Source organism: Pseudomonas sp. 67(2021), from assembly GCF_017491835.1.
In the GTDB taxonomy this organism is placed as follows: domain Bacteria; phylum Pseudomonadota; class Gammaproteobacteria; order Pseudomonadales; family Pseudomonadaceae; genus Aquipseudomonas; species Aquipseudomonas atacamensis.
The window spans coordinates 165,322-177,942 of record NZ_JAFGYL010000006.1; the positions used below are offsets into that span (position 1 = coordinate 165,322).

Annotated in this window: 13 protein-coding genes; 6 read left to right on the forward strand and 7 right to left on the reverse strand. The window is 59.5% G+C overall.

Going from position 1 to position 12,621, the window contains the following annotated elements; translation table 11 throughout:
• Positions 1–5: 5 nt before the first annotated feature.
• From aroQ to J5M66_RS10700, 3 genes are all read right to left on the reverse strand, one after another.
• Positions 6–446 (reverse strand): type II 3-dehydroquinate dehydratase, encoded by a 441-nt coding sequence (gene aroQ, locus J5M66_RS10690; protein WP_016773081.1) that lies wholly within the window; start codon positions 444–446, stop codon positions 6–8.
• Between the two features lie 195 nt (positions 447–641).
• Positions 642–1,721: a tRNA (uridine(54)-C5)-methyltransferase TrmA gene (trmA, locus tag J5M66_RS10695; protein WP_123443299.1), complete on the reverse strand. Its 1,080-nt coding sequence runs from the start codon at positions 1,719–1,721 to the stop codon at positions 642–644.
• A complete protein-coding gene (locus J5M66_RS10700; RefSeq protein WP_016773083.1) occupies positions 1,718–3,013 on the reverse strand; it encodes an NCS2 family permease in 1,296 nt (431 codons plus the stop codon). Before J5M66_RS10700 ends, trmA begins: the two co-directional genes overlap by 4 nt.
• Positions 3,014–3,233: 220 nt before the next feature.
• Between J5M66_RS10700 and J5M66_RS10705 the strand changes: the two genes are divergently transcribed.
• Together J5M66_RS10705 and J5M66_RS10710 are read left to right on the forward strand one after the other, a co-directional pair.
• On the forward strand, positions 3,234–3,680 hold the full coding sequence (locus tag J5M66_RS10705; RefSeq protein WP_130900881.1) for a DUF4879 domain-containing protein: 447 nt from the start codon (positions 3,234–3,236) through the stop codon (positions 3,678–3,680).
• A 67-nt stretch (positions 3,681–3,747) separates the two neighbouring features.
• Positions 3,748–4,299: a DJ-1 family glyoxalase III gene (locus J5M66_RS10710; protein ID WP_207808207.1), complete on the forward strand. Its 552-nt coding sequence runs from the start codon at positions 3,748–3,750 to the stop codon at positions 4,297–4,299.
• Between the two features lie 5 nt (positions 4,300–4,304).
• Here J5M66_RS10710 and J5M66_RS10715 read toward each other — a convergent pair whose 3' ends face one another.
• Positions 4,305–5,540 carry an MFS transporter gene (locus J5M66_RS10715; protein ID WP_042610527.1) on the reverse strand — a complete coding sequence of 412 codons (1,236 nt, stop codon included), beginning with the start codon at positions 5,538–5,540 and terminating at the stop codon, positions 4,305–4,307.
• A gap of 470 nt (positions 5,541–6,010) precedes the next feature.
• Between J5M66_RS10715 and J5M66_RS10720 the strand changes: the two genes are divergently transcribed.
• The 3 genes from J5M66_RS10720 (at position 6,011) to J5M66_RS10730 (ending at position 8,719) form a co-directional block, all read left to right on the forward strand.
• The gene (locus J5M66_RS10720; protein WP_041477768.1) at positions 6,011–7,456 is read left to right on the forward strand and encodes a cytochrome ubiquinol oxidase subunit I; all 1,446 of its coding nucleotides are present in this window, start codon (positions 6,011–6,013) and stop codon (positions 7,454–7,456) included.
• A gap of 3 nt (positions 7,457–7,459) precedes the next feature.
• Entirely contained in the window at positions 7,460–8,467 is a 1,008-nt protein-coding gene (cydB, locus tag J5M66_RS10725) for a cytochrome d ubiquinol oxidase subunit II (RefSeq protein ID WP_016773089.1), read from the forward strand.
• A gap of 84 nt (positions 8,468–8,551) precedes the next feature.
• Positions 8,552–8,719: a DUF2474 domain-containing protein gene (locus J5M66_RS10730; RefSeq protein ID WP_016773090.1), complete on the forward strand. Its 168-nt coding sequence runs from the start codon at positions 8,552–8,554 to the stop codon at positions 8,717–8,719.
• Positions 8,720–8,791: 72 nt separating this feature from the next.
• Here the strand turns inward: J5M66_RS10730 and J5M66_RS10735 are convergent, their stop codons facing one another.
• Together J5M66_RS10735 and J5M66_RS10740 are read right to left on the reverse strand one after the other, a co-directional pair.
• Entirely contained in the window at positions 8,792–9,916 is a 1,125-nt protein-coding gene (locus J5M66_RS10735; protein ID WP_206421531.1) for a class I SAM-dependent methyltransferase, read from the reverse strand.
• Between the two features lie 174 nt (positions 9,917–10,090).
• Positions 10,091–10,801, reverse strand: a complete 711-nt coding sequence (locus J5M66_RS10740) for an autoinducer binding domain-containing protein (protein WP_206421532.1) — start codon at positions 10,799–10,801, stop codon at positions 10,091–10,093.
• A 311-nt stretch (positions 10,802–11,112) separates the two neighbouring features.
• Here J5M66_RS10740 and J5M66_RS10745 point away from each other — a divergent pair, with 311 nt between their 5' ends.
• Positions 11,113–11,889 (forward strand): ferredoxin--NADP reductase, encoded by a 777-nt coding sequence (locus J5M66_RS10745; RefSeq protein WP_206421533.1) that lies wholly within the window; start codon positions 11,113–11,115, stop codon positions 11,887–11,889.
• A gap of 45 nt (positions 11,890–11,934) precedes the next feature.
• On the opposite strand, the gene mscL is transcribed toward J5M66_RS10745, so the two are convergent.
• Positions 11,935–12,348: a large-conductance mechanosensitive channel protein MscL gene (gene mscL / locus J5M66_RS10750; RefSeq protein WP_024014404.1), complete on the reverse strand. Its 414-nt coding sequence runs from the start codon at positions 12,346–12,348 to the stop codon at positions 11,935–11,937.
• Positions 12,349–12,621: the final 273 nt, after the last annotated feature.

Consider the following 12,621-nt stretch of genomic DNA (forward strand, 5'->3'; position numbering starts at 1 on the left):
GGTTCTTACCTCTGCAACCGCTGGCTGAAATGCTCCAGCGCCAGGCGATAGCCATGGCTGCCGAACCCGCACATCACCGCCGTGGCAATGCCGGAAACAAATGAATGATGACGAAACGGCTCACGGGCGTGGACGTTGGACAGGTGCACTTCAATCACTGGCAGCTCGCTGGCGACCAAGGCATCGCGAATCGCCACGGACGTGTGCGTCCACGCCGCCGGATTGATCACGATCCCGGCACAACGACCACGCGCGGCGTGAATCCAGTCGAGCAGCTCGCCTTCATGATTGGTCTGGCGAAATTCCACGGTCAGACCGAACTCGTCAGCCGCGCGACCACACAGCGCGGAAATATCCGCCAGGGTTTCATGACCATAAGTCGCCGGCTCGCGGGTGCCGAGCAGGTTCAGGTTCGGGCCGTTAAGCACCAGAACGGTAGGGGACATGGGGTAACTCCACTTCTTGTTTTTGGCATCGGCCGAGAGGGTTCAGCCTGTGGAGATAAAATGTACTAGATGGTTACATCGGTCAATTGGACAGAAATGACCTTGGCGTTTTATGTTCGGTGATCGCACAGATCAAAAGATTCCCCACAAAAAAGCCGTCAATCACGACGGCTTTTCCGTATCAGCTACCCGCAATCAACGCCGGGTCAGCAGCACACCGGATTCCATGTGATGGGTCCACGGGAACTGGTCAAACATCGCGCACTTGGTAATGCGGTGGGTGTCATGCAACTGGGCGATGTTGGCCGCCAGGGTGTCCGGGTTGCAGGAGATGTAGAGGATATTGTCGAAGCGCCGGGTCAGTTCGCAGGTGTCCGGGTCCATGCCGGCGCGTGGTGGGTCGACGAAGACGCTGCCGAATTCGTAGCTCTTCAGATCGATGCCGTGCAGGCGACGGAACGGGCGCACTTCGTTGAGCGCTTCGGTCAGCTCCTCGGCGGACAAACGCACCAGCGTGACGTTATCCACAGCGTTTTCGCTGAGATTGCTCAGGGCCGCGTTGACCGAAGTCTTGCTGATCTCGGTGGCGAGCACTTTGCGCACGCGAGTCGCCAGCGGCAGGGTGAAGTTACCGTTGCCGCAGTACAGCTCGAGCAGATCGTCGCTGCGATCGCCCAAGGCTTCGTATGCCCAATTGAGCATCTTCTGGTTCACCGTGCCGTTGGGCTGGGTGAACGCGCCTTCGGGCTGGCGATAGCTGAAGGTGCGACCGCCGACTTCGAGTTTCTCGACGACATAGTCCTGACCGAGCACTTCGCGCTTGCCTTTGGAGCGGCCGATGATGCTCACGCCCAGATCCGCCGACAACTGAGTTGCCGCCGCATGCCAGTGCTCGTCCAGCGGACGGTGATAGCACAGGGTGATCATCGCGTCGCCGGCCAGTGTGGTCAGAAATTCGACCTGGAACAGCTTGTGGCTCAGCGCCGAACTGGCTTGCCACGCGGCCTTCAACTGCGGCATCAACTGGTTGATGCGCAGGCTGGCAATTGGAAATTCTTCGATGAGTATCGGCGTGCGCTTGTCGTCCTGAGAGAACATCGCGTAATGGCGTTCGCCGCCCTCGCGCCACAGGCGGAATTCGGCGCGCAGGCGGAAGTTCTGCAGAGGCGAGTCAAACACCGTCGGCTCGGGTGCATCGAACGATGCCAGCAGATCACGCAAGCGCGTGACCTTGGCCTCGAGTTGTTCGGCGTAGGCTTGGGAATCGAAACTCATGCGTTGAACCAACCCAACTTGATCACAAACAGAATCGACAGAATCACCAGAGCCGGGTTCAGCTCACGGGCACGGCCGGACAGCAGCTTGATGGCGGTCCAGGCGATGAAGCCGAAGGCGATGCCGTTGGCGATCGAATAGGTGAACGGCATGGCCAGTGCGGTGACCACAACCGGCGCCGCCACGGTGATGTCGTCCCAGTCTATTTCCGCCAGGCCCGAAGTCATCAGCACGGCGACGAACAGCAGCGCTGGTGCGGTGGCGAAGGCCGGAACGCTGGCCGCCAGTGGCGAGAAGAACAGCGCCAGCAGGAACAGGATTGCCACGACGATGGCGGTCAGGCCCGTGCGGCCACCGGCACTGACGCCGGCTGCGGATTCGATGTAACTGGTGGTGGTCGACGTGCCCAGCAGCGAGCCGGCCATGGCCGCCGTACTGTCGGCGATCAGCGCACGGCCCATTTTCGGCATGTGGCCGTCCTTGCCCATCAGGCCGGCGCGCTTGGCGACGCCGATCAGGGTCCCGGAGTTGTCGAACAGGTCGACGAACAGGAAGGCGAAGATCACGCTGACCAGACCGATGTCCAGTGCGCCTTTGATGTCCAGTTGCAGGAAGGTCGGCGCCAGCGACGGCGGCATCGACATGATGCCGCCGAACTCGGTGACGTTCAATACGATCGAGGCGATGGTTACGGCGAGAATGCCGATCAGCACCGCGCCACGCACTTTCAGCGCTTCGAGGGCGACGATCACGGCGAAACCGACGGTGGCCAGAATCGGTGCCGGTTTAGTCAGATCGCCGAGGCCGACCATGGTCGCCGGATTGCTGACCACGATACCGGCGTTGTGCAGGGCGATCAGCGCCAGGAACAGGCCGATACCGGCGGCAATCGCCGAGCGCAGTGGCAGCGGAATGGCGTTGATGATCCATTCGCGGATGCGGAAGATCGACAGCAGGAAAAACAGCACGGCGGAAATGAACACCGCACCCAGCGCCACCTGCCAGGTGTGGCCCATGTGCAGCACCACGGTGTAGGTAAAGAAGGCGTTCAGGCCCATGCCCGGAGCGAGGGCGATCGGGTAGTTGGCGATCAGGCCCATCACGGTCGAGCCGATGGCGGCCGCCAGACAGGTGGCGACGAAGATCGCGCCCTTGTCCATGCCGGTCTCGCCGAGGATGCTCGGGTTGACGAACAGAATGTAAGCCATGGCCAGGAAAGTCGTGACGCCCGCAAGAATTTCGGTGCGCACGTTGGTGTTGTGTGCCTTGAGTTGAAACAGCCTTTCCAGCATGTCTGCTCCCCGTGACGCGCGTGGCGCCGTGAATGTATCGACCTCAACAGCAAAGCACAGACCGTCGCAAGCGCCTGGGAAATTGTCGTGGGCCGGAAAAAGCCGCGCATCATACCAGCCGCGTGAGGAATTTGGCGGATGTTGGTGTCGATCGTCGGCGAAGTTTTGCGCAGCCGACAACTGCGCCATACTGCGCGCTGATTTTTTGGAGTGGGCAGGCATGCGCAACGGCGGGATCAGGATTTTCGGATGGATTGCAGCACTGCTGCTGACAGCTCCGGCGTTCGCGGCATCGGCGCCGCCGTTGACCGAGGTGAAGGTGATCAAAGTGCAGTCATCGTCCTGCGGCCTGGAAGATATTGCCGATAACCAGCCGCAAACCCAATGCAATCACAGCGGGCCGAATATCAAGGTCTATGTGCTGGAAGTCGGCTATGGCCAGAACCAGCCACACGTGACTTTGGATGGCTTCGAGGTCAACGGCACCCGAGGTCCGGTGTGCGCCTTCGATAATGGCAATCTCACTGAATGCACCCCTGGCAGCAAAACCGTCGGTTCTCTTTATACCTTCGATCTGGCCGGCAAACAGCAAGGCACCTTCAACTTCAGTAACACCTCGATCAACGCTCCGCGCAACACGCTTTCGACTCAGCTTTACATCAAGTAACGGCTGTCTGCGAACAAGGTGGGACAAAGCTGACTACGCTTGACTGACTACCCAGCGGAAAGCGCCCATGACTTCCAGAGCCCTGATTGCCCTCGCCGAAGGCATCGACGATTTGCAAAGCGTGACCCTGATCGACGTGCTGCGCCGCGCCGGCATCGAAGTGGTCGCCGCCAGCATCGAAGGCCGGCGCATGCTGACCTGCGCGCGCGGCACCCGGCTGACAGCCGACGGCATGCTGGTCGATGTACTGGCACAGACTTTTGACCTCATTGCCCTGCCGGGCGGTGTCGTCGGTTCGCAGCATCTGGCGGCGCATCAGCCTTTGCAGCAGTTGCTCAAGTACCAGGCCAGCGCCGGCCGCCTGTTCGCCGCCATCGGCGAAGCCCCAGCCACCGCCCTCCAGGCATCAGGCGTGCTGCGCCAGCGCCGCATGACCTGCCTGCCCGGCGCCAGCCATCAGTTATCCGGCTGTACGTTTGTTGATCAACCGGTGGTGGTCGACGGCAACTGCATCACCGCCCAAGGCTCGGGCGCGGCACTGGAGTTTGCCTTGACCCTGGTTGAGCAGCTTGGCGGCAAGGCGTTGCGGGCGAGGGTGGCGGGGGAGTTGATGGCCTGAAAGATTCAGACCTTCTCTTCCACCGGCACATGCATCCGATCCCGATTCGCCAACGTCGGAAACAGTTTGATCCACGTCCCCGTCACCACCAGGGTGCCGATCCCGCCCATCACCACCGCCGGCACGGTGCCGAACCAGTGGGCAGTGAGGCCGGATTCGAATTCGCCCAACTGGTTCGATGCGCCGATGAACAGCCCATTCACCGCGCTGACCCGGCCGCGCATTTCGTCGGGGGTTTCCAGTTGCACGAACGAGGCACGGATAACCATGCTGATCATGTCCGCTGCGCCGAGCACCACCAGCACCGCCAGGGAGAACCAGAACGAGGTCGACAAACCAAACGCAATAGTGGCGACGCCGAAGATGCCGACGGCGGTGAACATCACCCGGCCGACATTGCGTTCTACGGCAAATCGCGCGAGAAACAGCGACATCAGCAACGCACCCACCGCCGGCGCCGAGCGCAACAGGCCAAGACCCCACGGGCCGGTCAGGAGAATGTCCTTGGCGAACACCGGCAGCAACGCCGTGGCGCCGCCGAGCAACACGGCGAACAGGTCCAGCGAGATCGCGCCGAGGATGTCCGGGCGGCTGCGGATAAAGCGAATCCCCGCCAGCAGCGAGTCCAGCGTGGCTTTGCCTTTATTCAATGGCGTCTGGCGTGCCGGCAGGTTGAGCATGAGCAAACAGGCGATCACGTACAGCAGCACGGTCGGGCCGTAGACCCAGACGCTGCCGAATGCATAGAGCAAACCGCCGAGGGCCGGGGCGACGATAGTGGCCGACTGCTGTGCCGATTGCGCGGCGGCAACTGCCCGGGGGAAAAGCGCACTGGGGACGATGCTGGGCAGCAGCGCCTGAGTCGTCGGCATCTCGAACGAACGGGCGGCGCCGAGCAGAAAGGCGAGGATGAAAATCATCTCGCGGGTGACGTGATCGGTGGCGCTGCCGATGGCCAGCGCCAAGGCAATCAGTGCCTGCAACGACTGGCAAAGCGCGGCGACCTTGCGCCGATCGTAGCGATCAGCGACATGCCCGGTGTGCAGCATGAACAGCACCCGCGGGGCGAATTCGACCAGCCCGACCAGGCCCAGATCCAGCACGTTGCCGGTCAGTTGATACAGGTTCCAGCCAATTGCCACGGTGAGCATCTGGAACCCGCTGGCGGTGAAAATCCGCGCCAGCCAGAAAGCCATGAACGGGCGATGGTGACGTAACAGCAGGGGCTCTTGTGTGGGCATCTGAAGGCAGGTCTTGGACGAGTGAACGGCGAGATTATCACCAGTCTGTAACAGGAAGTTGCTACGAGAAACAATTCAGTTAGCCAGACATCGATCTTTCATGCTGACAATCAGCCCTGTGGTGAGGGGTTTTATCCCCGTTGGGTCGCGCAGCGGCCCCAAAATCTCGAAACGACGACTGCTGCGCAGCCGGACGGGGATAAATCCCCTCGCCACAGGGGAGTGAGGCAACTTGTCACGCGGCAAACCACCACGCAGTTCATTGGCAAAAATGGGACTACTCTTTCAACGTTGCTTGATCCAGATCAAGACCCCGACCGGAACTGATCTGGCGGCCATTTGGCCAGACTCCCTGCGTTGCGATGGTTGCAAAAAAAGAACGAATCCGAATTCGCCGCACTCCATATCCGTGGGGGCAGTGGTGCAGGCCTCCGGGCCAGCTACCCGTATTACCTGACAGAGGAAGCCATATGTTCGGTTTAGAGGCTCTCGATCTCGCCCGAATTCAGTTCGCGTTTACCATCTCGTTCCACATTCTGTTCCCGGCCATCACCATCGGCCTGGCGAGTTACCTGGCAGTGCTCGAAGGTTTGTGGCTGAAGACCCGCAACGACACCTACCGCGATCTCTACCATTTCTGGTCGAAGATTTTTGCCGTCAACTTCGGCATGGGCGTGGTTTCCGGGCTGGTCATGGCCTATCAGTTCGGCACCAACTGGAGTCGGTTCTCCGACTTCGCCGGCGCCGTCACCGGGCCGTTGCTGACCTATGAAGTACTTACGGCGTTCTTCCTTGAGGCCGGTTTCCTTGGCGTGATGCTGTTTGGCTGGAACAAGGTCGGGCGCGGCCTGCACTTCTTCTCGACGGTGATGGTGGCGATCGGCACGCTGATTTCGACCTTCTGGATTCTCGCCTCCAACAGTTGGATGCAGACCCCGCAAGGCTTTGAAATCGTCAACGGTCAGGTGATCCCCACCGACTGGCTGGCAATCATCTTCAACCCGTCATTCCCTTACCGGCTGATGCACATGGCCACGGCGGCGTTCGTCGCGACGGCGTTCTTCGTCGGTTCGTCAGCGGCCTGGCACCTGCTGCGCGGCAGAGACAACCCGGCGATCCGCACCATGCTGTCGATGGCCATGTGGATGGCGTTGATCGTCGCGCCGATACAGGCTGTGATCGGCGACTTCCACGGCCTCAATACGCTCAAGCACCAGCCGGCAAAAATCGCGGCGATCGAAGGCCACTGGGAAAACCATGGCGACGAGGCGACGCCGCTGATCCTGTTCGGCTGGCCGGACATGAAAGAGGAACGCACCAAGTTCGCCGTAGAGATTCCATACCTCGGCAGCCTGATCCTCACCCACTCGCTGGATAAACAAGTGCCGGCGCTGAAGGAATTTCCACCTGAAGACCGGCCGAATTCGACCATCGTGTTCTGGTCGTTCCGGATCATGGTCGGCCTCGGTTTCCTGATGATCTTCACCGGGTTGTGGAGCCTGTGGCTGCGCAAACGTGACTCGCTGTATACCTCGCGGCCGTTCCTGCATCTGGCGTTGTGGATGGGGCCGTCCGGTCTGATCGCGATTCTCGCCGGCTGGTTCACCACGGAAATCGGCCGTCAGCCATGGGTGGTCTACGGTTTGATGCGCACTGCCGATGCTTCGTCGAACCACAGCTTCATGCAGATGAGCATCACCCTGATCATGTTCGTCGTGGTCTATTTCGCCCTGTTCGGCGCCGGTCTCGGCTACATGATGCGCCTGGTGCGCAAAGGGCCGAAGATCAGCGAAGGCAGCGCAACGCCGGACGGTGGTCCAGGCAAGAAACGCACCCCGGCGCGTCCGTTGTCCGCAGCCGACGATCCGGCCGAGGGCGAGCACGAAGACAACACTCGCTTGACCAAGGAGATTTGACTCATGGGTATTGATCTTCCGCTGATCTGGGCCGTGATCATCATCTTCGGCATCATGATGTACGTGGTCATGGACGGCTTCGACCTGGGCATCGGCATTCTCTTCCCGTTCGTACCCGGCAAGACCGATCGCGACGTGATGATGAACACCGTCGCCCCGGTCTGGGACGGCAACGAAACCTGGCTGGTGCTGGGTGGCGCGGCGTTGTTCGGCGCTTTCCCGCTGGCCTATTCGGTGGTGTTGTCGGCGCTGTACCTGCCGCTGATCTTCATGCTCATGGGCCTGATTTTCCGCGGCGTGGCTTTCGAATTCCGCTTCAAGGCCAAGGATGAAAAACGTCATCTGTGGGACAAGGCATTCATCGGTGGTTCGATCGCGGCAACGTTCTTTCAGGGCGTGGCGCTGGGAGCGTTCATCGATGGTCTGCCGGTGGTCAATCGCCAGTTCGCCGGTGGTTCACTGGACTGGCTGACGCCGTTTACGCTGTTCTGCGGCGCGGCGCTGGTGGTGGCCTATGCCTTGCTCGGCTGTACTTGGCTGATCATGAAAACCGAAGGCAAGTTGCAGGAGCAGATGCATGATCTGGCGCGACCGCTGGCATTCGTGCTGCTGGCAGTCATCGGCATCGTCAGCCTGTGGACGCCTCTGTCACATCCGGAAATCGCCTCGCGCTGGTTCAGCATGCCGAATCTGTTCTGGTTCATGCCGGTGCCGATTCTGGTGCTCGTCACCTTGTACGGCCTGATTCGCGCGGTGGCACGTAATGCCAACTACACGCCGTTCCTGCTGACGCTGGTGCTGATTTTCCTCGGCTACAGCGGTCTGGGCATCAGCCTGTGGCCGAACATCGTGCCGCCGTCGATATCGATCTGGGACGCCGCCGCGCCGCCGCAAAGTCAGGGCTTCATGCTGGTCGGCACGTTGTTCATCATTCCGTTCATCCTGGGGTATACCTTCTGGAGCTACTACGTGTTCCGCGGCAAGGTCACCCACGAAGACGGTTACCACTAATCCCATGCTGGGCTTGCCCTGTGGGAGCGAGCCTGCTCGCGAAGGCGTCCGCAGTGACGCCTTGGCTTAACGGAGATCGATGCAATGACCGGCAAACATTCCCTGCACGACATTGAAGAAGCCGAAAAAAAGCCACTGTGGCAGCGGCTCGGCTGGTTGGCCCTGATCTGGGTTGGCAGTGTCGGCGTGTTGTTCATCGCCGCCAGCCTGATGCGCATGTTCATGAATGCCGCAGGTTTGACCACCCACTGAAACATCCCGTCCCGGCGCCTTCGGGTATGGATTTGCAACCCTCCTCACGGAGGGTTTTTTTACGCCGCAGTTTTATTTGCGCGCCTTGAGGATGACGAATTTCGGCGTCGCCGCCACTTGCTCGACACCACGAAACAGGCGCGCCAGTTTGCTGTGATAGCCCAGATGCCGGTTGCCGACAATGTACAGCGCACCGCCGACCACCAGTGCCTCGCGCGCCTGTTGGAACATGCGCCAGGCGAGGAAATCGCCAACCACCTGCTGCTGATGGAACGGTGGGTTGCACAGCACCACGTCCAGCGACTGCGGCGCCTGCCCGGCCAGACCATCGCCAGCGCGCACGCTGACTTCGCGATCGGCCAATGCCGCGCGCCAGTTCTCGGCAGCCGATTGCACCGCCATGAACGATTCGTCGACCAGCGTGTAATGTGCATCCGGGTTCTGCAAGGCGCTGGCGATTGCCAGAACACCGTTGCCGCAACCGAGGTCGGCGACTCGCGCGTGGCCAAGGTTTTTCGGTAGATGCGGCAGAAACGCGCGAGTGCCGATGTCGAGGCCTTCGCGGCAGAACACATTGGCGTGGTTAAGCAATTCGATCGCCGGTTCGTCGAGGCGATAGCGAGTGGGGTAGGGCGATGTGGCGGGCGCTTTGCTTTCAGGCGTGGCGATCAGCAGTCGGGCTTTCTTCACGGCCAGCGACGCCTGCACCGGGCCAATGTAGCGCTCCAGCAAGTCGCCGGCAGCGCGCGGCAGATGCTTGACCATGGCGGCGGCGATCACTTGCGCGCCGGGAGCGAGTTGTCCTTGCAGGCGGATCAGCTGTTCTTCCAACAGCGCCAGCGTCTTGGGAACGCGGATCAGCACCCGATCAAACGGCCCGACCAAGGGCTCACTGGCCGGAATCGGACGAATCGCGTCGAACGCCTGACCATTGCGCAGCAAATTCTTTTCCAGCCCGACGAAACCCAGGAACGAGTCGCCGCTGCTGCTTACCTCGACCTTGTCCAACAGACTGATCGCCAAGGCGCCAAAGCTGTCATTGAGCACCAGCACGCGGGTGCTGCTCGCAGGTTGTTCGCTGGCGAGATGATTGAGCAGGTATTCGTCCGCCGCATCGAAGGCTTGCAGCGGTTCATTCTGCTGTTCAGGCTGGCGGATCAGGTCGAGCTGGGCGAAAGGCGTTTCGAGCAAGGGCATGGGGCGGGGACTCAGGATATTCGGCAGATATCCCGTTGCCGGCAGATGGTGCGACGGGATCCGACCAAGTGGACTGCGATGCAAGCAGGTTGCGTCATCACTTGGAAAGGCCTGAATGGTACGTTTTTTTGCGCCTAAATACTCGCAGGATTACCGTGCGATAACGCTCAGCTGTCAGATGATGCCGGCACGAGCGGCGGCGATCACTGCGGAAATCTTGTTGCAGACGTTGAATTTTTCGATGACGTTTTGCACATGATAGTTAACGGTGCGTTCGCTCAGGCTGAGGATTCTCGAAATATCGTGAGCGGTTTTGCCCATGGCGGACAATTTCATGATCTCCAGCTCCCGGGACGATAGCCTCGGCTTGCTGGGTTTGGCTGGTGTGGGAACGGTGCGGGCGTACAGGTCACTGAAGTGTCGGTTGGCAAAAAACAGATAACCGTAATGTTCATACAGTTCGAGCGGGCTGATCGGGCAGTGGGTGCGCGCCAGGCTGATGATGCTGCACAAACCGCTGGTGTCGTCATGAAAGGCCTGCGACCAGCCATGCTGCAGTCCATTTTTCTTCAACGCCTGCCACAATTCTGGCGCATCGGTGAACACTCTTTCTTCCCAGACGATCGGCAATACCGAATGATTGCAATGCGCTATTACCGGATCAATATTGCGGAAGTTCTCTTTGTTGTACTGGATGTTCCATTCTTTCGGATAGTTATTGATTTGCAAGGCATTCAAATGGACATCCCGATGGGGGGAGGTGACCGCTATCGCACAATAGTTAAAGCCCAGATTCTCGGCAAATCTCAGCAGTATCGGGTATGCCACCTCAATGCCTTTGGCAAATGTCAGTTGTTTCAATTGTGATTCCTTCCACGTTTCCATGAACTTTGCCTCCATCCTGATATAGGGGCGCCAAATGGATCCAAAAAATCCGGCACGAATCGAAGTGTAGGATCTTTCCTGCGAAACGCCTTACATTTTTTCGAGATTGAAACTTTGATGTTTTTTATAAAGTGTTCTTAGCAATACAGGCTGTTATATTTTAATTGGCATCTTAAAGTTATTGCTCTAGATCCAGCATTGCCAACAAATCGAATGTCTAGCGCTGATCCCGTCAATACCATTACCAATCACGAGTGTTTGGCAGCGCGATTTTGCGGGACACTGTGGGCAATCGTTTCAAGGAGTGCCTCATGACTGCCAGTGCCGAGAAGTACACCACCCAGACCTTGCTCGATGTGCAACCGTTGACGCCGAACCTGTTCACGCTGCGCACCAGCCGTGATCCCGGCTTTCGCTTTCGTGCCGGCCAGTTCGCCCGGCTGGGCGTGACCAAGGCCGATGGCAGCACGGTCTGGCGCGCCTATTCGATGGTGTCGTCGCCGTTCGATGAGTTTCTCGAGTTCTTTTCCATCGTCGTGCCGGGCGGCGAATTCACCAGTGAGCTGAGCCGGCTACAGGTCGGCGATAGCCTGATGGTCGAGCGCCAGGCGTTCGGCTATTTGACGCTGGATCGTTTTGTCAACGGCCGAGACCTGTGGTTATTGTCGACCGGCACCGGGGTGGCGCCGTTTCTGTCGATCCTGCAGGACTTCGAGGTCTGGGAGAAATTCGAGCGAATCATTCTGGTTTACAGCGTGCGGGAGGCGCGGGAACTGGCTTATCAGGAGTTGATCGGCGGGTTGGCGCAACGTGGCTATCTGAGCGAATACGCCCACAAGCTGCAATTCATCCCCACTGTGACCCGCGAAGCGCATCCAGGCGCGTTGCAGGGCCGGATTACCACGTTGATCGAAAACGGCGAACTGGAGCGAGCGGCAGGGGTTGAACTCTCGCCAGAGCATTCGCGAGTGATGCTGTGTGGCAATCCGCAGATGATCGACGACACACGCGCCTTGCTGAAACAGCGCGACATGCGCCTGAGCCTGACGCGCAAGCCGGGGCAGGTTGCGGTGGAGAATTACTGGTAACGAAAACGGCACCCGCGGGTGCCGTTTTGATGTGTAGCGAATGCCTCAGGGCCGCTCGTTCTGCGCCTTGAGCAGGTCGCGGATTTCGCCCAGCAGTTGCTCTTCCTTGCTCGGGATCGGCGGCGCGGTCGGGGCTACGGCTTCTTCGCGCTTGAGGCGGTTGATGGCTTTGACGCCCATGAAGATCGCAAACGCGACAATCACGAAATCCAGCACCGTCTGCAGGAATTTGCCGTAAGCCAGCACCACGGCGGGCGCATCGCCCTGGGCGGCTTTGAGCGTGACAGCCAGATCACTGAAGTCCACCCCACCGATCAACAGGCCAATCGGCGGCATGATCACGTCGCCGACAAACGACGAAACGATCTTGCCGAACGCCGCGCCGATGATGATACCGACGGCCATGTCGACCACATTGCCTTTGACCGCGAAGGCCTTGAACTCGCTAAGCACGCCCATAGTTATTTCCTTGTTACAGATGAGTTTGGTGTAGGCAGTGTAAATCAGCGAAACGCCTCCTGCGCGAAACACCTTCTTACAATGCCCGTTTTTATCGACACATCAATTGACGTTTAGTTTGCAAAATGCCAGCAATCGCGCGCGGGATACGCGCTAACCCGCTGACGGGAAAGCCAATGTCTTCAATCATGGCGTTACGTTCTTTCTATTTATGTTCCTCGGCACGGGCCTCTAGCCTTGCTGTGGCGCACCTGGATGCGCTCAATAAAACCA